The sequence below is a fragment of the Methylovirgula sp. 4M-Z18 genome (assembly GCF_037890675.1).
Taxonomy (GTDB): Bacteria; Pseudomonadota; Alphaproteobacteria; order Rhizobiales; family Beijerinckiaceae; genus 4M-Z18.
Window position 1 is genome coordinate 2138327 of sequence record NZ_CP149574.1, and the last position, 25568, is coordinate 2163894.

The 25568-nt window shown below is 60.6% G+C and carries 23 protein-coding genes; 5 read left to right on the top strand and 18 right to left on the bottom strand.

Annotated elements, in window-relative coordinates:
* Window position 1: 1 nt before the first annotated feature.
* From V9T28_RS09935 to secG, 9 genes are all read right to left on the bottom strand, one after another.
* Window positions 2-778 (bottom strand): TatD family hydrolase, encoded by a 777-nt coding sequence (locus V9T28_RS09935; protein WP_116399795.1) that lies wholly within the window; start codon window positions 776-778, stop codon window positions 2-4.
* Between the two features lie 19 nt (window positions 779-797).
* Window positions 798-2348 carry a methionine--tRNA ligase gene (gene metG, locus V9T28_RS09940; RefSeq protein ID WP_116398810.1) on the bottom strand — a complete coding sequence of 517 codons (1551 nt, stop codon included), beginning with the start codon at window positions 2346-2348 and terminating at the stop codon, window positions 798-800.
* Window positions 2349-2439: 91 nt separating this feature from the next.
* On the bottom strand, window positions 2440-3513 hold the full coding sequence (locus V9T28_RS09945; protein ID WP_116398811.1) for a DNA polymerase III subunit delta': 1074 nt from the start codon (window positions 3511-3513) through the stop codon (window positions 2440-2442).
* Window positions 3513-4172: a dTMP kinase gene (tmk, locus tag V9T28_RS09950; RefSeq protein WP_116398812.1), complete on the bottom strand. Its 660-nt coding sequence runs from the start codon at window positions 4170-4172 to the stop codon at window positions 3513-3515. Before tmk ends, V9T28_RS09945 begins: the two co-directional genes overlap by 1 nt.
* Window positions 4173-4175: 3 nt before the next feature.
* Window positions 4176-5408, bottom strand: coding sequence for a D-alanyl-D-alanine carboxypeptidase family protein (locus V9T28_RS09955; protein WP_445242160.1), 1233 nt, complete (start codon window positions 5406-5408; stop codon window positions 4176-4178).
* Window positions 5409-5474: 66 nt separating this feature from the next.
* Window positions 5475-6551: a septal ring lytic transglycosylase RlpA family protein gene (locus V9T28_RS09960; protein WP_116398813.1), complete on the bottom strand. Its 1077-nt coding sequence runs from the start codon at window positions 6549-6551 to the stop codon at window positions 5475-5477.
* Window positions 6552-6932: 381 nt separating this feature from the next.
* Entirely contained in the window at window positions 6933-7805 is an 873-nt protein-coding gene (locus V9T28_RS09965; RefSeq protein ID WP_116398814.1) for a VOC family protein, read from the bottom strand.
* Window positions 7806-7909: 104 nt separating this feature from the next.
* Window positions 7910-9538, bottom strand: coding sequence for a CTP synthase (locus V9T28_RS09970; protein WP_116398815.1), 1629 nt, complete (start codon window positions 9536-9538; stop codon window positions 7910-7912).
* A 137-nt stretch (window positions 9539-9675) separates the two neighbouring features.
* Window positions 9676-10065, bottom strand: a complete 390-nt coding sequence (gene secG, locus V9T28_RS09975; protein WP_116398816.1) for a preprotein translocase subunit SecG — start codon at window positions 10063-10065, stop codon at window positions 9676-9678.
* 313 nt (window positions 10066-10378) lie between these two features.
* Here secG and V9T28_RS09980 point away from each other — a divergent pair, with 313 nt between their 5' ends.
* From V9T28_RS09980 to V9T28_RS09990, 3 genes are read left to right on the top strand one after another with little or no spacing between them, the layout of a single operon-like run.
* A complete protein-coding gene (locus V9T28_RS09980) occupies window positions 10379-10591 on the top strand; it encodes a TOBE domain-containing protein (protein WP_116398817.1) in 213 nt (70 codons plus the stop codon).
* A gap of 14 nt (window positions 10592-10605) precedes the next feature.
* Window positions 10606-10944, top strand: coding sequence for a hypothetical protein (locus tag V9T28_RS09985; protein ID WP_158554684.1), 339 nt, complete (start codon window positions 10606-10608; stop codon window positions 10942-10944).
* Window positions 10896-11600: an ABC transporter substrate-binding protein gene (locus tag V9T28_RS09990; RefSeq protein WP_158554685.1), complete on the top strand. Its 705-nt coding sequence runs from the start codon at window positions 10896-10898 to the stop codon at window positions 11598-11600. Before V9T28_RS09985 ends, V9T28_RS09990 begins: the two co-directional genes overlap by 49 nt.
* 7 nt (window positions 11601-11607) lie before the next feature.
* Here V9T28_RS09990 and tpiA read toward each other — a convergent pair whose 3' ends face one another.
* Window positions 11608-12360, bottom strand: coding sequence for a triose-phosphate isomerase (gene tpiA, locus V9T28_RS09995; protein ID WP_116398819.1), 753 nt, complete (start codon window positions 12358-12360; stop codon window positions 11608-11610).
* Window positions 12361-12513: 153 nt separating this feature from the next.
* Between tpiA and V9T28_RS10000 the strand changes: the two genes are divergently transcribed.
* Both V9T28_RS10000 and trpE read left to right on the top strand, forming a co-directional pair.
* Window positions 12514-14421 carry a peptidylprolyl isomerase gene (locus V9T28_RS10000; protein ID WP_116398820.1) on the top strand — a complete coding sequence of 636 codons (1908 nt, stop codon included), beginning with the start codon at window positions 12514-12516 and terminating at the stop codon, window positions 14419-14421.
* Window positions 14422-14426: 5 nt separating this feature from the next.
* Window positions 14427-15947, top strand: a complete 1521-nt coding sequence (gene trpE, locus V9T28_RS10005; protein WP_116398821.1) for an anthranilate synthase component I — start codon at window positions 14427-14429, stop codon at window positions 15945-15947.
* 480 nt (window positions 15948-16427) lie between these two features.
* Here the strand turns inward: trpE and tgt are convergent, their stop codons facing one another.
* The 8 genes from tgt to gyrA form a co-directional block, all read right to left on the bottom strand.
* Window positions 16428-17567, bottom strand: a complete 1140-nt coding sequence (tgt, locus tag V9T28_RS10010; RefSeq protein ID WP_116398822.1) for a tRNA guanosine(34) transglycosylase Tgt — start codon at window positions 17565-17567, stop codon at window positions 16428-16430.
* Between the two features lie 164 nt (window positions 17568-17731).
* The gene (locus V9T28_RS10015) at window positions 17732-18778 is read right to left on the bottom strand and encodes a tetratricopeptide repeat protein (RefSeq protein ID WP_158554686.1); all 1047 of its coding nucleotides are present in this window, start codon (window positions 18776-18778) and stop codon (window positions 17732-17734) included.
* A 149-nt stretch (window positions 18779-18927) separates the two neighbouring features.
* Window positions 18928-19575, bottom strand: a complete 648-nt coding sequence (locus V9T28_RS10020; protein WP_116398824.1) for a class I SAM-dependent methyltransferase — start codon at window positions 19573-19575, stop codon at window positions 18928-18930.
* A gap of 31 nt (window positions 19576-19606) precedes the next feature.
* Window positions 19607-20677 (bottom strand): tRNA preQ1(34) S-adenosylmethionine ribosyltransferase-isomerase QueA, encoded by a 1071-nt coding sequence (queA, locus tag V9T28_RS10025; RefSeq protein WP_116398825.1) that lies wholly within the window; start codon window positions 20675-20677, stop codon window positions 19607-19609.
* Window positions 20678-20727: 50 nt separating this feature from the next.
* Window positions 20728-21183: a peptidylprolyl isomerase gene (locus tag V9T28_RS10030; protein WP_116398826.1), complete on the bottom strand. Its 456-nt coding sequence runs from the start codon at window positions 21181-21183 to the stop codon at window positions 20728-20730.
* Between the two features lie 177 nt (window positions 21184-21360).
* Window positions 21361-21900, bottom strand: a complete 540-nt coding sequence (locus tag V9T28_RS10035; protein ID WP_116399797.1) for a peptidylprolyl isomerase — start codon at window positions 21898-21900, stop codon at window positions 21361-21363.
* A 19-nt stretch (window positions 21901-21919) separates the two neighbouring features.
* Entirely contained in the window at window positions 21920-22420 is a 501-nt protein-coding gene (gene coaD, locus V9T28_RS10040; protein WP_116398827.1) for a pantetheine-phosphate adenylyltransferase, read from the bottom strand.
* A gap of 174 nt (window positions 22421-22594) precedes the next feature.
* Window positions 22595-25324: a DNA gyrase subunit A gene (gene gyrA, locus V9T28_RS10045; protein ID WP_116398828.1), complete on the bottom strand. Its 2730-nt coding sequence runs from the start codon at window positions 25322-25324 to the stop codon at window positions 22595-22597.
* Window positions 25325-25568 lie beyond the last annotated feature (244 nt).

Here is a 25568-nt window from a genome sequence, read left to right on the forward strand (position 1 = left end):
CTCAAATAGGCATCTTATTAAATAAATTCAGCACATTACGCGTTGTAATTGATGTCATTTCCTCGATACTTACCCCTTTGACCTCAGCCAAAACCTTCGCCGTATGCGCGACATAGCTCGGTTCGTTGGTTTTGCCGCGGTACGGAACGGGGGCGAGATAGGGTGCATCGGTTTCGACGAGCATCCGGTCCAGCGGCACATCGCGGGCGATCGCCCGCAAGTCGTCGGAGGCCTTGAAGGTCAAAACGCCGGAGAAGGAAATCGTCAAGCCGAGGCCGAGCGCCGTTTCCGCCAATTCGCGCGACGAGGTAAAGCAATGGAGCAGGGCCTTGAAAGGCCCCTTCCCCATTTCGTCGGTCAGGATCGCCGCCATATCGGCGTCGGCGTCGCGCGAATGGATCACCAGCGGCAATCCCGTCTCACGCGCTGCGGCGATATGGGTGCGAAATACTTTTGCCGCAACATCGCGCGGGCTGCGGTCATAATGGTAATCGAGCCCGGCTTCGCCGATCCCGACGCAACGCGGATGCGCGCTCAGGTTGACCAGGGTCGCAACCTCCGTGTCAGGCTCTTCGTGCGCCTGATGCGGGTGTGTTCCGGTGGTGAAAAACACTTCTTCATGCGCTTCGGCGAGGGCGCGATAGCGTTCGAAATGGGCCACGCGGGTCGAGATGGTGATCATGCGGCCGACGTTCGCGGCCTTGGCCCGCGCAATGACGTCCGGCATTTGGGGCTCGAACTGTGGAAAGTCGAGATGGCAATGGCTGTCAATCAGCATATCGAGCGTGAACGTCATCTTACGCCTCGACCGGCTCGACATAGCGTGGGAAGATCCCGCTCGGCGCCGGCAGGCTTGTTCCGGGCGTCAGGCGGTGCCCTGCCCCAAGCGGCGTGAAATCGCGCGCTTCGGGCGCCACGCCCAAGAGGTCGAGAAGCTTGGTCATCGCCGCCGGCATCACCGGTTGCACGAGAATGGCGATCTGACGCAACACTTCGGCCGTGACATAGAGCACCGTGTCGCGCCGGGCCGGGTCGGTCTTCGTCAGTTTCCAAGGCTCTTCACCGGCAAAATACCGGTTGGCCTCGGCAATCACCGCCCAGCTATCGGCGAGCATCGTGTGCAGGGCGAAATCCTGCATTGCCGCGCGGCATTTCAGCAGCAGTCCATCGACGGCGGCGAGAATGGCCTGATCGGCCTCGGTGAATGCGCCGAATGCCGGCACTTGCGCGGCGCAATTTTTCGCGATCATCGAGAGCGAGCGTTGCGCTAGATTGCCAAGGTCATTGGCAAGGTCCGCGTTCATCCGGTTCACGATGGCCTCATGCGAATAATTGCCGTCCTGGCCGAAAGGCACTTCGCGCAGGAAGAAATAGCGCAGCTGATCGACGCCGTAATGGGCCGACAACGTGTCGGGCGAGACGACATTGCCGACCGATTTCGACATTTTCTCGCCCTTGTTGAAGAGGAAGCCGTGCACGACGATCTGCTTCGGCACCGGCAATTTCGCCGACATCAGAAAGGCCGGCCAATAGATGGCGTGAAAGCGCGTGATGTCCTTGCCGATCACATGGGCGTCCGCCGGCCAATAATGGGCGCGCGGCGTCGCGAGATCGGGATAGCCGGTGGCGGTGATGTAATTCGTCAGCGCATCGACCCAAACGTACATCACGTGTTTCGGATTGCCCGGCACGGGAATGCCCCAGTCGAAGGTTGTCCGGCTGATCGAAAGATCCAGGAGGCCGCGCTTGACGAACGCAACGATTTCGTTGCGGTACTTTTCCGGCGTGATGAAATTCGGATTTTTCTCGTAGAATTTCAGCAGCGGCTCGGCATAGGCGGAGAGCTTGAAAAAATACGATTCCTCTTCGACCCACTCCACCGGCGTGCCGGTTGGGGCGAATTTCTTGCCCTCGGCGTTTTCGGTCAATTCGCCTTCATCGTAATAGGCTTCGTCGCGAACCGAATACCAGCCGGCATATTTCGACAGATAAATATCGCCGTTGGCTTCCATCCGCCGCCAGATGTCCTGGCTCGCAAGCTTGTGCCGCTCGGACGTGGTGCGCACGATATCGTCGGCGCGGGCATTCAATGTTTCGCCCATGGCCTCGAACAAAGCAGCCGTCCGGTCGGCGAGCTCCTGCGGCGAAACGCCTTCGCGCGCGGCCGTCTGCTGCATCTTCTGGCCATGCTCGTCCATGCCCGTGACGAACAGCACGTCGAACCCGTCGAGCCGCTTGAACCGCTGGATGGCATCGGCCGCAATCCGCTCATAGGCGTGGCCGATATGCGGCGCGCCATTGGCATAGGGGATGGCAGTGGTCAGATAGAATTTCGGGCGCGAAGCCATTGGCAACCTTCAAACATCGAATGGGATGGGGAGACAGATAGGGCTTCGGCCGACCAGTATAAAGGAAAAAATTCGGGCAGGGGCGACGGAGCTACGCCGCTTTTGCCGCGGCCAGATCAGTGAAAATCGACAGAATCAGCGGGCGTCGGTCGAGGTTCAACGCTTCCGTTTCCCGCGCCTGGGCGCGGATTTTCTCCCAGGCTTCGGCATAGGGCGCCAAAGCTTCGGGCCTTTGCTGGCCCCCTGCCCGCACCTGATGGTCGAGCCAATCGAAGACGGCGGCGAGGACGGTTTCGAAATCCGCGGTCGCGTCGCGCGAACTGAGTTTTTCCGCGAGGCGATGAATCGCGAGCCATTCGACGCGTGGCAAGTGCTCGAGATGGCGTGAAACCTCGCGCAACAAGGCGAGAGCCTCGCCGTCCAGCAGTTTCAGCGCCTCTTGCACCGATCCGCCCGACCGCTCGGCGGCGGCGCGCAGATCTCCCTCATCATGCGCGGACCAGACCTCGTCGACGCCTTGCAGCGCGCGGGTCACCTCCGCCACGCTCAAAGGATTGAGCAGCAATTTGCGGCAGCGCGAACGGATGGTGGGGATGATCTGCGACGGGCGGTGCGCGACGATCAGGAACAGGGATTTCGGCGGCGGCTCCTCGATCACCTTCAGCAGGGCATTGGCGCTGGCGCTGTTCAGATCCTCGGCGCTATCGAGAATGGCGACGCGCCAACCGCCGGCGGAAGCCGCCTGCTGAAACATTTGCAACGTCCGCCGCACATCGTCGACACGAATGCCGGTGAAGAACTTCTTGCCCTTCGCGTCCCATTCCGGCCGGATCGTGCTGATATCGCTCAAGGCGCGCGCGTTCATCCGCCGGACCATCGGATGGTCGGGCGGCACAGAAAGGTCCATGGCCGATACGACCTGCGGCGCTGCCGGGTCTGCGTTGACGAACAGAAAGCGCGCGAAACGCCAGGCCAGCGTGGCCTTGCCGATGCCTTGTTTGCCGCCAAGGATCCAGGCGTGCGGCAAGCGGCCGGACCGATAGGCGTCCAAAAGCTGGACTTCTGCCTCTTGGTGGCCGGAAAGACTGAGCGTGTCGCGCGGATGCGGCGCCTCGCCGAACTGGTCGCTTTCCGGCATCGCCTCGATTTCTTTACGCGGTGCCATCAAACGGATTCCTTCAACAAGCGGCGTCTGATCTCGTCCCAAATCTGCGCGCTGACCTGATCGACGTCTTGTGCGGCATCGATCACGGCGCAGCGCTCGAGTTCGGCTGCCGCAATCTCGAGGAAGCTTTTGCGGAGCGCTTGATGAAATTCGAGATCTTCACCCTCGAACCTATCGGCAGCCGCGCCTTTCTTGCGCCGCGCCGCGGCGCGGGCAAGACCAATTTCCGCCGGCAGGTCGAGAATGAGCGTCAGGTCGGGGCGGGTCGGTCCAACCGCCACGCGCTCCAACGCCTTGATCAATCGTGGATCGATATTGCCCAACGCCCCCTGATAGGCCTGCGTTGAATCCATAAAGCGGTCGCACACCACCCAGACGCCGCGAGCCAATGCCGGCCGGATCGTTTGGTCGAGATGATCGATGCGCGCCGCCGAAAACAGCATCGCTTCGCCGATCGGCGAAAATTGCTTGGCAAAGCCCGAGAGGATCACTTCGCGCAGCTCTTCTGCCTTGGCCGAGCCGCCGGGCTCGCGCGTCGTCAGGGTCTCGATCCCGCGGGCTGCCAGACGCTCGGCGATGGCGCGGACTTGGGTCGATTTTCCCGCGCCCTCCCCGCCCTCCAGCGTGATGAATTTGCCCTGATGATGCGGATCGGCCATAAACTACCGCTTATACAGATATTTTTGAATGAGGGACCGACCCAGTTCGAGGCCCGCGTCGAGCGCCCGCCGCTGCAATGGACCAACTTCGACTCGTTCCGCCGTCTTCAGCGGGACATTCACCATTTCGATTTTGCCACGATAGACGCGAAGGTGCGCGAGCGCCTGTCCGGCCTCGACAGGCGGGACCAAGGGGCCGTCATACACGATATTGGCCGTGAGTTTTTCCGTCGAGCCGACCGGCACCAGAACTTTAACCGGCTGATCGGTCACGAGCCTGACATCGCTCGACGCGCCACCATAGACCCGGGCGCTGCCCACCTCGTCCCCCGCCTCGAAAAGCGTCCGCGCCTCAAAGGAGCGAAAACCCCAGAGCAGAATCTTACGGGCCTCGTTCTGCCGATCCGTCGCGTTTTTCAACCCATACATCACCAGAATGAGCCGTTGCCCGCTCTGAACCGCCGAACCGACGAGGCCGAAGCCACTTTCATCGATATTGCCCGTTTTGAGCCCATCGGCACCAAGATCCATCGTCAGCAGCGGATTGCGATTGAGCTGATGAATCTTGTTCCAGGTAAATTCCTTCTCGCCGAAATATTTATAATAGTCGGGATAGGTCCGGATGACATGGGCGGCGAGTTGCGCCATCTCCCGTGCAGTCACTTTTTGGTCCGGATCGTCCTTACCCCAAGGATTGGTGAAGACCGACCGGGTCAAACCGAGCTCACGCCCGCGCCGGTTCATGAGTGTCGCGAATGTGCCCTCGGATCCGGCGATACCTTCGGCGAGGGCAATGGCCGCGTCATTGCCGGAGTCGATCAAAAGGCCACGGATCAAATCCTCCACCCGAACGCGGCTGTTGAGGGCGGCGAACATGGCGGACGCGTGCGCCGGCGCGCCCCCTTCCCGCCAGGCGGTTTCCGAAATCGAGAATTCGTCATCGAGATGCAGCCGACCTTCTTGCAGCGCCTGAAAGACGATCTCCGCGGTCATGACCTTGACGGTCGAGGCGGGTGTCCAGAGGTCATCGGCATTTTTCTCGAAAAGGACCGAGCCCGTATCGTAATCCATCAGGATCGCGCTTGGCGCGCTGGTCTGAACGGTTTGCTGCGCGCGCGCAGCAAACGTCATGCAGCACAGAACGATCAGCCAGGAAAGCAAAAGAAATCTGGCGGCCGGAAATCGGGAAAGTCCCGCCCTTCGCGCCTGAAAAATGAAGCGAAATCCAAATTTCATGCCGCCATCATGCACAGACTTCGCATCTGCGCAATGGCGTCGCCGCATCTCGCCGCTGGGGATCGGCTACAGGCTGGCGGAGCTGTGCTTCTTGGCTTCCGGCAGCAGCTTTTTCTTGCCCGCCTGCTGCTTGTTCAGTAGCTCGGAAATGCCGTTTTGCTTGCCCTTCAGAGTGGGTTTGGGCGGCGGCGGTTGCACCACCATCTTGATCGCCCCGACATCGAAGGGGCGCGACGGCGGAAGCGGTGCGCGGAGTGGTGGCGGTGCTGGCCTAGCTTCCGATACGGGCTCGTCCTCGGCCGATGCGGTTTGCGCGGGCGGCGCGACATAGACGGTGCGAACCGGTGGCGGAGCGATCGGTGCCGGCGCTGGGATGGGTTTGGGCAGATGGGAAACGGGAGGCGGAGGCGGTGCGGCCGGCTGCTCGTCCTGATTCTCTGCGACCATGGTCCGCGGTGCCTCGGGCATGCCGTCCATATGTGCCGGCGTGCCGTCGGTCCGCAAGGTGGCGGCCAGAACCCTGTCGTCCGATCCGTCCATCTCGGCGCGGCCGATATAATCCATTTTGATCGTCGCCGTGCCGATATTCTTGAATTCGAGCAAATCGGCCACGCGCGACGATACGTCCATCACGCGGCCGCCATGATACGGGCCGCGATCGTTCACGCGTACAATGATTGAGCGGCCGTTGCGCAAATTGGTGACGCGGACATAGCTCGGCAGCGGCATGGTCGGATGGGCCGCCGTGATCGCATCCTTATCATAGATCTCGCCGTTGGCGGTGCGGCGGCCATGGAACGCGTCGCCATACCAGGAGGCAAGGCCCGTGACGCTGTAGGACGAGTCCTTCTCACTCGGGTAATACATGCGACCGGCAACAGAATAAGGCCGGCCAACCAAATATTGACCACCGCCCTTCGGCACCGGCTGTCCGTCAGCAATGACGCGCTCGGACGCCCGGCCATAAACGCTGGAAGAAAAATATTCTTTGCTATGGCTGGAGTGCGACGAACGGGGCTGGTCGGCGCAGCCGGAAAGCGCGCATGCCATCACGATACCTGTCACCAGCAGGGCCGATTTTCCCGATGGAAGCGGAGAAACGGCAAAATGCACGCTTGGACGAGCAAAAGTCTTTATCGTCATGTAGCGGTACGCGATACTCGAAATCCAACTGGACCGCATCGGCAAAAGCCCCTCAACTCGAATTCAAGGCGATAAATCCACCCCGATTTGGCGAAGACGTAAGGCAAAGCCTGCGACGTCAAAACATTTGCGCCATTCATGTTTCAAAAGCCTTAACAAGGCTGCGTAAATGCACACTCAACCCGTGTTGCGCGCATCCGTTCTGCCCAATTTGCACAAGACAGTCGCCGCAAGACGCACTCCGATTGCGACATTTTTGCGGCAGCTCCCGACTTACGCCCTAAAAGGCGATTTAGATTGGCCTAGAAATTAGGCTATTTTCATCATAAATTTCTTATTATTACGAAATAGATTTAAACTAAATTCTTGCCCCGCACAGCTTCATTTTTTGTCGGCACCTACAACCGTTTCAAACACAATCGTGACACCAAATGCGACCAGCGGGGGCACGATCAGCCAGCCGTTCGACTCGCTGAAGACGACCTTGCCGTCCGCCAATGATGAAGCGCATTGGGCGAGATCAGACACCGCGATCCGGTAAGCTGCGAGCCACGGCGACGTTCGCGGCTGACTCTCGCTGGCGCCATAGTTTTGAGCGAATTCGGCGGGAGACAACACCGCAATCTGCCCGCCTCCCGTGTCGATGGGCGCTGCGTCAGCCGACGTTCCGGCGAACGCATTCAGGAACGAAAGATGCGCGCCAGGCTGTTCGGCGACGAGAATCACGCCCGCGATAGCCTGCGCTGTATTGGCGTGGGTCTGGAAGGCCGGGTTCCAGAAATTCTGCGGGAAATGCTGTTGGCAGACGAAGAACCCTGCTTCGTCGATGTGCTTGGACTGCGCGAAAGCCAAGGTGAAGGCGACTTCCGTGTCGCTACCGTCCGGTCGCTTCGCCTTGCGACCGAAATGAAACGTCTCGAAATCGCCAATTCCCGCCTGTTTGAACTTCGCCCGATCCGTTTCGGCGTCCTGCGACTGCAACACCAACATCGCGAAACCTTCTCGATTCTCGATGAAATGAGCGATGAAGGCCGAAAACGAAAAGGTGTGCAGGTCGATGTCCTGTGGCGGACGATAGCCGTCACCCGTCGAAATCAGCTCTAGGAACGCCCCGTGCAGCTGCACGATTTGGTTCTCCGTTCCCCACGGATGCCGATTCTTCACCCCCACGGTAAAACCCATGCGGCGGTAGAGATCCGCCTGCGCAGTGAGAGTGCGGGAGGCAAGCACGAGATGGTCGAGGGCGCGCGGCATGGCTGGGTCCGTCGGGTGACATCAAACCCTAACGCCAAAATACGCACATTCAAGATGCTGCGTGCGAGCGCGAGCCCCATGCCAATCGCCGGAGCCCGTCGAGATCAAACGAGACGGCTTTGCACTTTCGCCGCTTGAATGAAGCTCGCGAACAGCGGATGCGGTTCGAAAGGCCGCGACTTCAATTCGGGATGATATTGCACGCCGATGAACCAGGGATGATCCGGAAATTCCACGGTTTCGGGCAACAGACCATCGGGCGAGGTGCCGGCGAAGATCATGCCCTTGCCCTCCAGCCGTTCCCGATAGCTCATATTGACCTCATAGCGGTGGCGGTGCCGTTCGGAAATGAATGTGTCACCATAAATCTGCGCAATACGCGAGCCTGGCGCTAGATCCGATTTATAGGCGCCAAGCCGCATGGTGCCGCCAAGATTTCCACCTTCTTTGCGAATCTCCAACTGGTTGCCGTGCATCCATTCGGTCATCAGTCCAACGACTGGCTCTGGACACGGCCCGAATTCGGTGGAATTCGCCTCGGGGATACCGGCGAGCGATCGGGCCGCCTCGATCACCGCCATCTGCATGCCGAAGCAGATGCCGAAATACGGCACTTTATGTTCGCGCGCGAACCGGGCAGCCTGAATCTTGCCCTCGGCGCCGCGGTGACCGAAGCCGCCGGGCACGAGAATACCATGCACGTGCTGCAGATGGCTGGTCGGGTCCTCACCTTCGAAAATCTCGGCCTCAATCCAATCCAGATTGACCTTGACCCCGTTGGCCATACCGCCATGCGCCAGCGCCTCGATCAGCGACTTATAGGCGTCCTTCAAGCCGGTATATTTGCCGACGACCGCAATCGTCACTTCGCCTTCCGGGTTATGAATGCTGCGTGACACGGCTTTCCAGCGGGTCATATCGGGCTTCGGCGCCGGCTCGATCCCGAAGGCAGCCAGGACTTCCTGATCGAGGCCGGCTTCGTGATAGGCTTGCGGCACATCGTAAATCGTCGAGACGTCGCGCGCCTCGATCACCGCGCTTTCCCGCACGTTGCAGAAGAGCGCGAGCTTGCGCCGCTCTTCCTTCGGGATCTCGCGGTCCGACCGGCACAAAAGGATGTCGGGCGCGATACCGATCGAGCGAAGCTCCTTGACCGAATGTTGGGTCGGCTTGGTCTTCAATTCTCCGGCGCTCGGAATATAGGGCAGCAGCGTCAAATGAATGTAGACCGCATGATGGCGCGGCAATTCGTTGCCGATTTGCCGGATCGCCTCGAAGAACGGGAGCGCCTCGATGTCGCCCACGGTGCCGCCGATCTCGATGAGGCAAAAGTCGACGTCCTCGTTCCCTTCCAGCACGAAATCCTTGATGTGATTCGTGACATGGGGAATGACCTGCACGGTGCCACCGAGGTAATCGCCGCGCCGTTCCTTGGCGATGATCTCCTGATAAATGCGTCCAGTGGTGATGTTGTCCTGCCGCGTCGCCGGGCGCCCGGTAAAGCGCTCATAATGGCCAAGATCGAGATCGGTCTCGGCGCCGTCGTCCGTGACGAAACATTCGCCGTGCTGATACGGGCTCATCGTGCCCGGATCGACGTTCAGATAGGGGTCGAGTTTGCGCAAGCGGACCGAATATCCGCGTGCCTGTAGAAGAGCTCCGAGGGCCGCCGACGCAAGCCCTTTGCCGAGCGAAGATACCACGCCGCCAGTGATGAAAATATACCGCGCCATGGGCTTTAACCCCTATTCCTTTCACGCCGATTCGTCGATCAAAAAAACGACTTGGCCCAATTAATCCACACGCGCGGCCAGCCCTGATCGCGCGTTCATTGTCTCAAGAAAATGGCCGGGGTGACCGGCCATTCAGCTTATTCGGATTTTGGCGCCTCCGGCGCCGCTGGAGCAGCAGGTGTTTGCGGCGCCGGTGTCTTGTTCTGCTCGTTGAGCTTGTCGAAAAGCGACTTGTCGTCTTGCTGGCCAGGCGAGGCCGGGGCCGACGTCTGCGGTAGATTGTTGAACAGCGACGACGGCGCACGGCTGCGGCTCGCCAAGATGCCGAGCGACAGGCTGGTAATGAAGAAAATCGCGGCCAAAATGCCGGTTGTGCGCGTCAAGGCGTTCGCCTGGCCGCGGCCCGTCATGAAGCCGCCGCCTCCGCCCTGCCCGAGCGCACCGCCTTCCGAGCGCTGCAACAGCACGACGCCCACCAAGGCGACCACCACCATCAGGTGGATAACGATCAATACGGACTGTAACATTCAAAATCCATGGAGTTTTGGCACGGGAACGGCCTGCGCCCCCAAATATTGGGGCGGCTTCTACACGATACAAGTGGGCTTGGCTATGGCCGTCTTTCATTTTGGATGACCGTGAACGGCGGCTGAGCTAATCTCCGCGCGACCGGAGGGGTCGCTTTGGAATTTCCTGCGCGCCATCGGTTTTCTGAGCCGCATTCTGCAAGACTAGTTGCCGATGCGCGCCCTTGCGTATAAGACCTTGATGACAAGCCGAATTTATTTATAAATCAGTTATGTATGATTATATACTCACGTTTTATGTTAGGAGAATCGCATGAAGATCAGTGCTCGTAATGTGCTCAAAGGCACGATTGTCGATGTCGTCAAAGGTCAGACGACGGCACACGTCCGGATCGATGTGAACGGCACGATCGTGACGTCCTCGATCACCAATCAGTCCGTCGACGAGCTGAAACTCGAGAAGGGCAAACAGGCCTATGCGGTCGTGAAAGCTTCCGATGTCATGGTCGCCGTGGACCAGCATTAGGCAGATCCTCTGTGATGAGACTTGCTGCAGCCCTCCGCGTGCGTGCGCTGATTGTCGCCGGCTTGCTGGTTTTCGCTTCCGGTCCGGCCTTTTGCGCCGACGTCACGGATTCGGCCGGGCGAACCGTCCATGTGCCGGATCATGTGACCCATATCGTACCGGCCGGACCACCGGCCGATGTGCTGCTGTATGCGCTCGCGCCCGATTTGCTCGCCGGATTGGTCGAACCCTGGCGCGCCGATCAGATCGGCGCCGTTCCCGAAGCTTACCGGGGCTCGGCCAAGTGCCGCGGATTACCGGCAAATTGTCCGATGACGATTTTGTCCGGCTTTCCGACCGCCATCCCGACCTGATCGTCGATTACGGCGACGTGAACGCCGACTATGCGCATCTTGCGGACATGGTGCAGGACAAATTGCACGTCCCCTATCTGCTGCTTGACGGCAGTTTGACGCATCAGCCTGATATGGTTCGCAAACTTGGCGCTATCCTGGGCAAGTCCGAGCGCGCGGAAACCATTGCAGCCGCGAGCCAGCAGGCATTGGGCCGTTTGCAGGCCCTGGCGCCGGCCGAGCGGATCAAAGTCTATTATGCGCGCGGGGTCGACGGCCTACAGGCCGTCCGCGCCGGTTCAAGCCTGAGCGAGGCGATCGAACTCGCCGGTGCGCAGAATGTCACCCCTGCCGGTCACGGCGCTTTTATGACGGTGAGTCTCGACGATGTCGTGCGGTTTGCGCCGCAAGTGGTGATTCTGGCGGATTCGACGGCGGCGACATTCGATAGTCCGTTGCGCCGCGCCTTGCCAGAGGGCACCAGGTTCCTGATCGATCGTGGGTTACCTTACCCGATTCTCGAAAAGCCGCCGTCCATCAACCGCCTCGTCGGCGCACTTGCCTTGGCCGAGCAGCTCTATCCGAAAGAAGCCCACGGCTTTGCCGAGCGCGCCGCGGAACTTCAGACGTTGCTCTTCCCCGGCGCGCCGCAAAGCGCGCTTTTCCTCGCGAAATGAGGCGCCCTCACTTGTAAGCGGCTGCGATTCTAATGAAATCGTCGCATTTCAGGCTCGCGCCGCCGATCAGAGCGCCATTGACATTGGCAACCGCCATCAGCTCTGCGGCATTGGCCGGCTTGACCGATCCACCGTAGAGAATGCGCACGCCATCCGCCGCATCCGGCACCAAGCGCTTGAGCTGCGCGCGGATGAAGGCGTGCACTTCAGCGACATCCGCCGCGGTCGGCGTCAGTCCGGTGCCGATGGCCCAGACGGGTTCATAGGCGATGACCAGATTATCTGCGGTGGCGCCGGGAGGAAGAGAACCGTCGACCTGCGCTTCGACGACTTTGAGCGTGTCACCGGCCACCCGCTGATCCTTCGTCTCGCCGACACAGACAACGGCCACGAGACCCGCGCGAATCGCCGCCTCCGCCTTGGCGCGCACTAAAGCATCGCTTTCGTGGTGATCGGCCCGGCGCTCCGAATGGCCCAGGATCACATAGGCCGCCCCGGCATCTGCCAGCATGGCTGCAGAAATATCGCCCGTATGCGCACCGGAAATCTTGGTGTGGCAGTCCTGCCCTCCGATCTTGAGTCGCGTGCCGCGCGTCATGTCTGCGGCTGCAGAAACGAGGGTCGCCGGCGGGCAGATCGCAAAATCGACATTTTCCTTTGGGAACTGGCTGACGGCGTCACGTATGGCGGACAATTCGGCGAAGGCGGCCTTCAGCCCGTTCATTTTCCAATTGCCGGCGACAAGCGGACGCGGATTCATCGAAAGCTCCCTTCAATTTTGACCGATGACGGGTTAGCAGACTGATGCACACTATGCAAAACGTGCGTTTGCCTTTATGGCCTGCCGTTCACCCGCGTGGAATGAGGGGCGCCCGCGACGCGTCACGTTTGATCAGGTCCGGATCGGAACACAATGCTCGAAGGTCTTAGGAAGGTTAGCAACAATTGGCTCGGCAAACTGTTTTTGACCGTCGCCATGGGGTTCATCTCTATCGCTTTCGGTATCTGGGGTTCCGGCGTGGGTGAACTCGTCCGGCACATCGGCGGCAGCAATGTTGCGAAAGTGGGCGACACCGATATCTCCACGGAACAGTACCAGCGGCTTTACCAACGCAGTTTGAACCAGTTGCAAACCCAGGCGCGCCAGGTGATCACCTCGGCGAAGGCGCATGAAATGGGCGTCGACACGCGAGTCTTGAGCAAGCTCCTGACGGATGCGGCACTGGATCAGACTGCTAAGACTATGAAGCTGGCGCTTTCCGATGAAGACACGGCCCATGCGATAGCCGCCGATCCGGCCTATGCCGGTCCCGATGGCCGCTTCACCCAGGGCATCTTCCAGCAGATCCTGCAGAATGCCGGGATGTCGGAACAGGCGTTCGTGCAAGACCAGCGGGCCGCCTATCTGCGCGCTCAGTTGGTGCAAGCCTTGGTCGGCGGCATGAAGCTGCCCGATGTCACGGTCAGTGCTCTTTATCGCTATGCGGCGGAGACCCGCAGCGTCGACTACATCATCCTGTCGCCGTCCCTTGTCGGCACGATCGCTCCGCCTGACGATGCGACGCTGCAAAAATATTACGACTCGCGGAAATCCGCTTTCGCCGCTCCGGAATACCGCCAATTCGTGACGCTCGCCGTGACGCCCGCCACGATCGCCGACCCGAATTCCATTTCCGACGCGGACGCCCAGAAACAGTTCGATAAAGATCCGGGCAAATATCAGGTCGCCGAAAGGCGCGACCTGCGGGAGATCACTTTCCCGACCCTCGCCGACGCCCAAGCGGCCGCGGCGAAGATCAAAGCCGGCAGCAGTTTCGATGACATCGTCACTGAGCGTCAATTGAAGCCCGAGGACGTCAATCTGGGCACGCACGCCAAGGCGGATATCATCGACGCCAATATCGCCAACGCCGCCTTCTCACTGGACGAAGGCGGTATCAGCGACGTCGTGAACTCCAATCTTGGTCCCGCGATTCTTCAAGTGCGCAAGGTCGAACCCGCCGTCACACGCAGCTTTGCCGATGTCGCACCAGACATCAAACGGGATCTCGCCACGAAAAAGGCGATCGATTCGGTACAAGGTCTGCACGACAAGATCGAAGACATGCGCATTTCCGGCAAGCCCTTGGCCGATATCGCCAAGGAGCTCGGGCTGACCACGACCGATATTGCCGCAAGCACGGCGACAGGCCTCGACAGGGACGGCAAGCCGATCCCCGATTTCGTCGCCAAGCAGTCGGTGCTGAAAGCGGTGTTCGCCAGCGACGTCGGCGCGGACAATGAGGCGTTGAACACCAAGGACCAGGGCTATGTCTGGTTTGAAGTCGACAAGATTGACGCGGCCCACGACCGGCCGCTGTCCGAGGTGAAGACCGAGGTGGAGGCTGCCTGGCGCACCGACGAGATCATGCAGCAACTCGCCAAGATGGCCAAGGACGATGAGCAGCAGCTAAATGCCGGCACGTCGCTTGCCGATATCGCCGCCAAAGCCGGCAATGTCGAGATCAAACATGTCGCCGACGCCAAGCGGTCCGGGTCCCCGGAGCTTGTCCCCGCGGCGAGGGTTCAAGTCTTCGATCTGCCGGTCGGCGGCGCGGGCTCGGCTGCGGTCCAGGATGGCCGCATGCTGTTCAAAGTGACGGGCACCTCCACCCCGCCGTTGGACCCCGCATCGAACGATGTTGCGCAGATCAAGGCGAAGTTTGCCGACATGCTGCCTGAGGACGTCGCGATCGCCTATGTCGCCCGCCTACAAAAGGACCTCGGTGTCAGCGTCAACCAGCAAGAGCTGCGCACCGTCACCGGTTTGGATCAGAATTAATTGCCATGACCATGGAACCTTCTTTTGAGCTCTTCACCCGCGACTATGACGCGGGCCGCGCGACCCTCATCACGGCGACGCTCATCGCCGATCTGGAAACGCCGGTCTCAGCGTTCCTCAAATTGAAGGCGGCCCATCGCGGGCATGCGTTCTTGCTCGAATCCGTCGAAGGCGGCGCGATCCGCGGCCGGTATTCGGTGATTGGTCTCGACCCTGACCTGATCTGGCGCAGCCGAAATGGCAGAGCCGAGATCAATCGCAAGGCCCTCGTCGATCCAAACGCTTTCACGCCCTGCGACGCGGCACCGCTCGTGTCGCTGCGCGCCCTGCTGCAGGAATCACATATCGACACCAAGCCCGGGCTGCCGCCGATGGCGGCCGGCGTATTCGGTTATCTCGGTTATGACATGGTGCGCGAAATGGAGCGCCTAGCGCCGGCCAAGCCCGATCCGATCGGCGTGCCGGATGCCATCATGATCCGCCCGACCTTGATGGTGATCTTCGATTCCGTGCGCGACGAAATTCTGTTGGTCTCGCCCGTCTATCCGCAAGCCGGCACTGCCGCGAGGGCGGCTTACGAGCGGGCGCAGGAGCGGCTGGAAGCGGCGATCGACGTTCTGGAGGGTCCCCTCGCCCATACGACGCCTCCGGCCGATCCCAATCTGCTGGCGGCGCCGCCGGTCTCCAACACAACCGAAGCCGAATTCATGGCTATGGTCGACCGCGCCAAGGAATACATCCGCGCCGGAGATATTTTCCAGGTGGTCCTATCGCAGCGCTTCACCTCTCCGTTCGAATTGTCGGCCTTCGCGCTTTATCGCGCGTTGCGGCGCGTCAATCCCTCCCCTTACCTCTGCTATCTCGATTTCGACACCTTCCAGATCGTCGTCTCCAGCCCGGAGATTCTGGTACGGGTACGCGACGGGGCGGTCACGATCCGGCCGATCGCCGGCACAAGGCCGCGCGGCAAAACGAATACCGAGGACGAGGCGCTCGCAACGGATCTTCTCGCCGACCCAAAGGAACGGGCCGAGCATTTGATGTTGCTGGATCTTGGCCGCAACGATGTCGGCCGGGTGGCCAAAATCGGCTCGGTCGAGGTGACGGACCGCTTCTTTATCGAACGGTACAGCCACGTCATGCACATCGTCTCGAACGTGCAGGGCGTGCTGGACCCCAAGCATGACATGCTCAGCGCGCTTGTCGCGGGCTTTCCCGCCGGAACCGTGTCCGGCGCGCCGAAAGTGCGGGCGATGGAGATCATCGACGAACTCGAGAAGGACAAGCGCGGCATTTATGCCGGCTGCATCGGCTATTTCGGCGCGAACGGCGATATGGACACCTGCATCGTGCTGCGCACCTCCGTCGTCAAGGACGGGCAGATGCACGTGCAGGCCGGGGCCGGCATCGTCTACGACAGCGTTCCCATGTCGGAACAACGCGAATGCATCAACAAGTCGCAAGCCTTGTTTCGCGCGGCCGAAGAGGCGGTGCGCTTTGCAACGCGCGCACGGCGCGGCCAATAGGACGCATCGGCCCAAAACAATGAAAATCAAATCGCTTAAGAATAGACAAAAAAGAGTCGTCATTTTTCGGCGACTCCGGAACATGATCTAAATGTGACAAAAGTGCTCTTTTTTTTAGCAATCACTGACTAAACAGGTGACAGAATGCAGCATCTCGGTTAAAAACCGCACACAGCACATTGCTAGCGACAAAGATTGCAGCTGCGCTGTTGCAAACCAAGTCTTGGGAGGGACTCTCTTCCAGCGCGGCCAACAAGGCTGGGCGCGTGTCGAATGCGCGCTGCAAACCCGCGGAAGAGTTTGATGGAGACCTATGGCAAGGCCGGACGAGCGTCCGCCTTGCTTTTTTGTTGCCGATTTCGTGCTCGGCAGGTGCGCGACGCGCCCTTAAAGCTGCGATTGCAAGAATTGACCGAACCTTATGGCCGAGCGGTACAATTTCCCTTGCTCGAGACCGGATCGCCCCCGCGCGGAACGCCGTCACGGTTGCAGCGGCGTTAGATCGCCCCGCTCCCATCCAGCCTTGGTGTCCGCCACATATTGCTTGTAGGTGCCGGCGGCGATGGCGGCGCGCGCGCCGGCCATCAGGTCCTGGTAATAGGCGAGGTTGATCGACGTCAGGAGCATCATGCCCAAGATCTCGCCCGCCTTCATCAGGTGATGCAGATAGGCGCGCGAATAGGTGCGGGTCGCCGCCCATCGGGACTCTTCGTCGATCGGCCGCGGATCGTCGGCGTGACGGGCATTCAAAAGATTGATCTTGCCATAGCGGCTATAGGCGAGGCCGTGCCGCCCGGCCCGCGTCGGCATGACGCAATCGAACATGTCGACCCCCCGCGCGACGCTTTCCAAGAGATCGTCCGGCGTCCCGACCCCCATGAGATAACGCTGCTTGTCCTCCGGCAGGTGGGGCATGACCTCTTCGATCATCGCCAGCATCACGTCCTGCGGCTCCCCGACGGCGAGGCCGCCGATTGAATAGCCGTGGAACGGCATGTCGCTCAGGGCCTTCGCGCTTTCGACACGTAAGGTCCGGACCGCGCCGCCTTGCACGATCCCGTGAATCGCCCGCCCCGGCTGGTGGCCGAAGGCCTTGAGCGAGCGCTCCGCCCAGCGCAACGACAAACGCATGGCACGGGCCGCCTCCTCGTCCGAACAGGGCAATTTCACGCATTCGTCGAGTTGCATCTGAATGTCGGACCCCAGCAGCCGCTGGATCTCGATGGAACGCTCCGGCGTCAGCTCGAATTTGCGGCCGTCGATATGCGACTGGAAGGTAACGCCGTTCTCGTCCAACTTGCGCAATTTGGCGAGCGACATCACTTGAAAGCCGCCGGAATCGGTCAGAATCGGCTGTTGCCAGTTCATGAATGTGTGCAGGCCGCCAAGCGCGGCCACCCGCTCGGCGCCGGGGCGCAGCATGAGGTGATAGACATTGCCAAGAACGACATCTGCACCAAGCTGCCGCACCTCTTCGGGGTGCATCGCCTTGACGGTGGCCGCGGTGCCGACAGGCATAAACGCCGGCGTGCGGATGGTGCCGCGAGGCGTCGAAATCGCGCCGGTACGGGCTGCACCGTCGGTTTTGTGGACGGAAAAGGAAAAGAGAGGATCGGTCATAGGGCTCGAATGTTGTTTCGCGCTTGTAGCGTGGAGCCGATGGGAAAGACAACTGGACAGCGGAAGGCAACCTCGTGAAGGCCCCAATGTTATCCCGCGCTCAGAGCCGCGCGGCGCGTGTTTTATTTATTATGTGCCCAATAGATCAGTTCAGTAGGTGCGGCCTAACGCGACAAATTATAGATCTCAGCCTGAATGAGAGCGCGGTCCGGATCGGTTTCTGGCGTGAGCGCCAGGCCGCGCCGGAAGTCGTCCAGCGCGGCGGCTTTATTGGGTATATCGATATAAGCCTCGCCGCGCATCAAGTAGGCGAGCGGTCGCTCGCCATCGAGCGCGATCGCCCGGGTAAGGTCCTTGATCGCTTGGTCCGGCTGGTGCATTTTTATATATGACACACCACGATTCAGATAGGCCACAGCATAGTTGCGATCCAATTCGATAGACTTGGTCAGATCCTGGATCGCCTGACCATACTCTTCCATCATGTTGTAGGCGTCGCCGCGATTGTTGAACGCGGTGGCGGACTGGGGATCGAGCGTGATGGCCTGGGTGAAATCATCGACAGCGCTCTGAGGCTGACCATGTGCCATTCGGTCCGTGCCACGGCCGGTATAAGCCGCGAAGAGGTTGAGTTTCAACACCGGGGCGGCATCTGGGTTCAGCGCGACCGCCTTTTTGAGGTCCGCGACCGCCTGATCATATTTCCCTTCCGCGAGATAGCCATTGCCGCGGCCGCTGTAGGCCTCGTAACTATCCGGCACGACGGCGAGAATCTTGCTCATATAGGCGATCTTGGCTTCATGGTCGCCCCTTGCTTCTGCGACCAGGCCCATAACGTAGAATGTTTCGGGATCGCCTTTCTGGTTCAGCGCCGATGCTTTCTGGAGATCTGCGTCCGCCTTGTCCAGCTGGTGTTGCATAAGCTCCGCCATCGCACGGCCAGTATATGCGGGATAAAAGCTGGGATCGAGCTTCAGCGCCTCGGTGAAATCTGCTGTCGCTGTGGCCGGTTGCGCCAACTGAATCGTGCCGGCGGTCGTGTAAGCCTCGACACGATCCGCGACCGGCGCGGCGGAGTTTTGGCTCACGCGACGGCAGGCTGGGAGCGCGACGTCAGGCCCGGCCATATCCCGGCAGGCGGCGAGGTCGTTCGCAGCGCCTGTCTGCGCCGCCGCTGGTTGGGCGAAGGCAATGCCGACAAGGATCGCCAAATGCGTGGCGCAATATGAACGGGTGATAGGCATTGAACAGATCCGTCGCAAAAGCCGCTCGCAAAACAATACTTTTGCAATAGATTTCCGCAACACGAAAGCACTGGAGATTTCCGCCGACGACCAAGTTATCGCAAAAGTCAGGTAGGCTATGCCACGACAAACACGCCGGCCATTTGCGGCTCGGCGCGCGCCGAGGTGCCGAAATCGACAATGGGATATTCGGCGACGAGTTGCAGCCTCGAGCGGGGCAAATCGGCGCGCCACGGATCACCGATCAAGACGTCGACGTGCGCGTTGAGACATCGGTCGAGAAATGGCAGGACGCGCTCGGCAAGCTCCGGCGCATAGAAGAGATCGCCGATCAGAATCAGATCGACCGCCGGCGGGGGGCCATCCAGCATGTCGCCCTGGATGATGGCCATGGTCGCGTCGTTCAGCGCCGCATTGAGCGCAGCTGCCGTCATCGCATATTTATCGATATCGGCAGCGACCACCTCGCCGGCACCGGCCTTCGCCGCGGCAATGGCGACGAGGCCGGAACCGGTGCCGAGATCGAGAACTTTCCGGCCAGCGACCACCTCGGGATGGTCGCGAACATAATGCGCAAGCACAAGTCCCCCGCCCCATACATAGGCCCAGTACGGCGTGCCGAACCCTTCCTCATCTTGCTCGGCAAGACGCCACAGCCCGCTTTTCGGCCCGGCCCGGTGCAGACGGATGGAGGGAAGCGAAGGCACCGGCACAACGGGAAAATGTGTGCGGATGAGTTGCGCGATATGGGAGTCCAAAGCCATGCGCGCAATATCAGCGCGCAGTTCATCTTGTCTAGGCGCGCATCAGCAAACACGCGTCTCCGTAGGAGTAAAATCGATAGTCGTTCGCCACTGCGTGCGCGTAAGCCACCTTCATCGTCTCCAGCCCGGAAAATGCCGACACCAGCATGAACAGGGTCGAGCGCGGCAAATGGAAATTGGTCATCAGGATATCCACCGCCCGGAAGCGGTAGCCGGGCGTGATGAAAATGCTTGTGTCGCCAGCAAAGGGCCGGATTTCGCCCGCCGCGCTCGCGGCGCTTTCGAGAATGCGCAGTGACGTTGTACCGATCGTTACAATTCGCGCGCCATTGGCGCGCGCTGCGTTAAGCGCGGTGGCGACCTCGGGGGTGACGACGCCGAATTCTGCATGCATTTGGTGCGCGTCGGTATCGTCCACCTTCACCGGCAGAAACGTCCCGGCCCCGACATGCAGCGTCACGCGATGGACGGCGACGCCCTTGGCCTCGACACGGGCGAGCAATTCCGGCGTGAAATGCAATCCCGCGGTCGGCGCGGCGACGGCGCCCGTCTCGCGCGCGAACATGGTCTGATAATCGGCAAGATCCCCGGCATCGTCCGGGCGCTTGGAGGCGATGTAGGGCGGCAAGGGCATGTGCCCCGCCTGCACGATGGCATCGTCCAATGCGCCGCCGGAAAGATCGAATGCGAAAAGGACCTCGCCCCCTTCCGTCTTCTCGACCACCTGCGCATCGAGCCGGCCGAGGAAGCACGCATTGCTATCCTCGCCGAACTGCACGCGCTCGCCGACCTTCAGCTTCTTTGCCGGCCGCACGAAGGCCCGCCAGAGATGGGCGCCCTCGCGCTTGTGCAGCAGAGCTTCGATTCTCGCGACGGCGTCGCCGCGCCGGCGGATACCGTAAAGACGCGCCGGCAAGACGCGCGTGTCGTTGACGACCAGTGCGTCGCCTGGGCGCAGGAAATCGGGCAGATCGCCGACATGGTGATCGCTCAAAGCGCCATCGGGGGCGACGACAAGGAGTTTCGCTGCTTCGCGTGGCACCATAGGGCGCAGCGCAATGCGATCTTCCGGCAGTTCGAAATCAAAGAGATCGACGCGCATCAGGATCGAACGTGGCAGGCCGCGGGCTCAACGCCCGCGGCCATTTGCCATTAGCTCAGAGTTGCTTTCACGATGCTGTCGGGATCTCGCACCGGCTCGCCGCGCTTGATCTTGTCGACATTCTCCATGCCCGAGACGACTTCGCCCCACACCGTATATTGCCGGTCGAGGAAGCGCGCGTCCTTGAAGCAGATGAAGAACTGCGAGTTCGCGGAATTGGGGTTCTGGGCGCGGGCCATGGAGACCGTGCCACGCACGTGCGGCTCGGCGTTGAACTCGGCCTTCAAGTCCGGATATTTCGAGCCGCCAGTGCCGGTGCCGTGCGGGCAGCCGGTCTGGGCCATGAAGCCTTCGATCACGCGGTGAAAGACAATCCCGTCATAGAAGCCTTCCGACACGAGCTTCTTGATATGGTCGACGTGGTTCGGCGCCAAATCGGGGCGCATTTTGATGACGACTGGGCCCTTGGTGGTTTCCAGCGTCAGAGTATTGCCAGCTTCGCTCATCGAGTGTCCTCGTTTTTCCAAAAAAGATGCGCCCCGCAATAGACCATGCGGGGCGCGCGGTAAATGGGAAATGGGCGGCCAGTTAATGCGGCCAGGGGTACGGGATGAAACCGGGCGGAGCATTTTTCGGCCGGCAAGGCTACCTGCCTTGCCCCGGCCGGGGCGCGCCCTCCCGAATTACTTGGCCGCCATCTGCATTTTCACGATTTTATCCGGATTGGTGACGGCGCCATTGTCGTCCTCGCTGCCCTTCTTGATCTTGTCGACCACATCCATACCGGACGTGACTTCACCGACCACGGTGTATTTACCGTTGAGGAAGGGAGCCTCGGCAAAGCAGATGAAGAATTGCGAATTGGCCGAGTCGGGACTCTCGGCACGAGCCATGCCAACGGTACCGCGTTTGAACGGCGTCGAGGAAAACTCTGCCGGAATATCGGGCAGATCCGAACCGCCCGTGCCATCGCCTTTCGGGTCGCCGGTCTGGGCCATGAAACCGGGAATGACGCGGTGGAACTTCAGGCCATTATAGAAGCCGCGACTGGTGAGCGTCTTGATTTGCGCCACATGCTTGGGGGCGAGATCGGGACGCAAACGAATAATGACGCGCCCATCCTTGGTATCGAGATAGACGGTATTGGACAAATCGTCGGCGGATGCCCGTGTTGCGACAAGACCAAGGGCAAGCGCCCCGCTGAGGGCTTCGCGGCGGGAAATGGTCATCAAGGATCCTCTCTCATTTTTGGAATTTGGCGGCGAGCGCGGCTGCAACATTGGCCGGCACGAAAGACGACACGTCGCCACCAAGATGGGCGATTTGCCGTACCAGCGTGGCCGTAATGTGACGAACACCGGGGGAGGCTGGCAAAAACACCGTATGCACATGCGGCTCGAGCGCCGCATTCATGCCGGCCATGCTCATCTCATAATCGAAATCAGCGCTGTCGCGCAGGCCCCGCACGATAATGCCGGCGCCGAAACGTTTCGCGGCGTCGATCGCGAGGTCGTCGAAGGTCACGACGTCGAGTTCGCAGGCCGCAGCCTTGGCCACCGGTTCCAGCGCCGCCCGCAGCAAGGCTTGGCGTTCGGCGACAGTAAAGATCGGCGATTTGCCGGGGTGCACGCCAATCCCCACGACCACTTTGTCGCAGAGGAACGCCGCATTTTGCAGCACATCCAGATGCCCGTTGGTGACGGGGTCAAATGAGCCCGTGTAGAAGGCGATTCGTTTGGTCATTGCCCCCGTCAGCTCCCTTAGGCGATGATTTTAGCCGAATTGCATTATCCGGCCTTTGCGGCACAGCATCAAGGCGCGCGCTGAGTTTGCACGCTGCTCTGCAGATTGGGAGTTGTGCCGCAGGCTCGGCGCCTTCTTTTGGACCGGTGACGATGGCGAGACGGTCAAGCCCGCTCACTCCTCGCCGCCTTCCAAACCTTCATCGTCGCCAGTATCGCTGATCCGCTCGACCGACACGACCTCTTCGTCCTCCGCCGTGTTGAAGACGATCACGCCTTGCGTCGAGCGTCCGGCGACGCGGATCCCGTCGACCGGGCAGCGAATGAGCTGACCGCCATTGGTCACGAGCATGATTTCGTCCGCATGCTCGACCGGGAAGGAGGCGATCAGGTCGCCGTTACGCGTGTTCACAGCCATGGCCACGATGCCTTTACCGCCGCGGCCGGTGACACGGTATTCGTAAGACGAGGTGCGTTTGCCGTAGCCGTTAACCGAAACGGTCAGAATGATCTGCTCGCGGGCCGACAATTCGCCGTAGCGTTCCTGCGAGATTGAAACGGCACCGGTCTCGGCCCCCTCTTCGCTTGCCTCCACCTCTTCGCCGTTCACCTCGCCGGCAATGGCGCGGCGCATCTTGAGATAGGCGGTCCGTTCCTCGCCGCTGACATCCACGTGGCGCAGGATGGCAAGAGAAATGACCTTATCGGCGTCCGCGAGGGTGACACCTCGCACGCCCATGGAATCGCGCCCCTTAAAGACGCGCACTTCCGGCACGGCAAAGCGGATGCACTGGCCCTTGGCGGTAGTGAGCAGCACATCGTCCAATTCAGTGCAGATCTGCACGTCGACAATGCCCTCGCCCTCATCGAGCTTCATCGCGATCTTGCCGGCGCGGTTCACCTGGGCAAAATCGGACAGCTTGTTGCGACGCACCGAGCCGCGGGTCGTGGCGAACATCACGTCGAGCGCGGCCCAGGCCGCCTCATCCTCGGGCAACGGCATGATCGTCGTGATGCGCTCGCCCTCTTCCAAGGGCAGCATGTTGACGAGCGCCTTGCCGCGCGATTGCGGCGCCGCCAGCGGCAAACGCCAGACCTTCTCTTTGTAGACCTGCCCGTGCGACGAGAAGAACAGAACCGGCTGGTGGGTCGAGGCGACGAACAGGCGGGCGACAAAATCCTCGTCCCGCGTCTGCATGCCGGCGCGGCCCTTGCCGCCGCGGCGCTGGGCGCGGTAAGTCGAGAGCGGCACGCGTTTGATGTAACCCGCGTGGCTGACGGTTACGACCATATCCTCGCGCTGGATCAGATCCTCGTCTTCCATATCGGCGTCGGAATCGCCGATTTGGGTGCGCCGCGGCGTCGCATAGGCGTCGCGCACCTCCTGCAATTCGGTCTTGATGATCGTCATCATCCGGATGCGCGAGCGCAGGATATCGAGATAGTCGGCAATTTCGGCCGCAAGCTTGTTCAACGCCTCGGCGATTTCCTCGCGGCCCAGGGCCGTCAAGCGTTGCAGGCGCAAATCCAGGATCGCGCGGGCCTGCGCCTCGGACAGCCGATAGGTGCCATCGGCGTTCAACGTGTGGCGCGGGTCGGCAATCAGAGTGATCAAAGGCTCCATGTCGAGCGCAGGCCAATCCCGATCCATCAAAGCGGCACGGGCGGTCGCCGCGTCCGGCGACGTGCGGATCAACCGGATTACCTCGTCGATATTGGCGACAGCGATCGCCAAGCCGACCTGGATGTGCGCCTGGTCGCGCGCCTTGCCGAGCAAGAACTTGGTGCGGCGGGTGACGACCTCTTCGCGGAACTCGACGAAAGCCGTGAGGAAATCGCGCAAGTTGAGCGTCATCGGCCGCCCGCCATTGAGCGCGATCATATTCGCGCCGAACGGCGATTGCATTTGCGTGAACCGGTAGAGCTGGTTCAGAACCACATCAGGCAGAGCATCGCGCTTGATTTCCATCACGATGCGCATGCCTTCGCGGTCGGATTCGTCGCGCAGCTCCGCGATGCCCTCGATCCGCTTTTCCCGCACGAGTTCGGCGATCTTCTCCACCAGGGTCTTCTTGTTCACCTGATAGGGAATTTCCGTGACGATCAGGGCCTCGCGATCCTTGCGCAGCTCCTCGACATGAACTTTCGCCCGCACCACGATCGAGCCACGCCCGGTGTGGTAGGCGGCCCGGATGCCAGCACGGCCGAGAATGATGCCGCCCGTCGGAAAATCCGGCCCCGGAATGATCTCCATCAGTTCGTCGACCGAAATCTCCGGCTTGTCGATCATCGCAATGACGGCGTCGATCACCTCGCCCAGATTGTGCGGCGGGATATTGGTCGCCATGCCGACCGCAATGCCGCCGGCGCCGTTGACCAAAAGGTTGGGAAAGCGTGCCGGCAGAACCGTTGGTTCCTGGTCCTTGCCATCATAGTTCGGCTGAAAATCGACCGTATCGAGCTCGATGTCTTCGAGCAGGGCCATGGCCGGTTTGGCGAGACGGGATTCAGTGTAACGCATGGCCGCCGGCGGATCGCCGTCGACGGAGCCGAAATTGCCTTGGCCGTCAACCAGCATCAGCCGCATGGAAAACGGTTGCGCCATGCGGACCAGGGCGTCGTAGATCGATTGGTCGCCATGCGGGTGATATTTACCCATCGCGTCGCCGACCGGGCGGGCGGATTTCACATAGGCTTTGTCCGGCGTGAAGCCGTTCTCGTGCATCGTGTAAAGAATGCGGCGATGCACCGGCTTCAACCCGTCGCGCACATCCGGCAATGCGCGGCTGACGATCACGCTCATCGCATAATCGAGATAGGAGCGGCGCATCTCGTCGGTGATGGAAACGGGCCGGATCTCGGAACCGTCCGAGCTCTCGGGTCTGTCTTGATCTTTGTCAGCCAAGTGCAACGAATCCTTGAGAAAATCGATTGCTTCTATGTAGCCGATTTTGGCCGGAAATGCTACTTTCCACGAGCGAAATAGAGAAGATATTTAATTATATATATCAATTAGTTATGTGAATTTTCTACACAAACTCCATATTACCGGTATCAAGGCTTCGGCAAAATCGCGAAAAGCGCAAGAATCGGCCAAGATTCTGCGCCGTCACGACGGCATGCAATAGGCCTTGGCCTTTCGGTTGCGC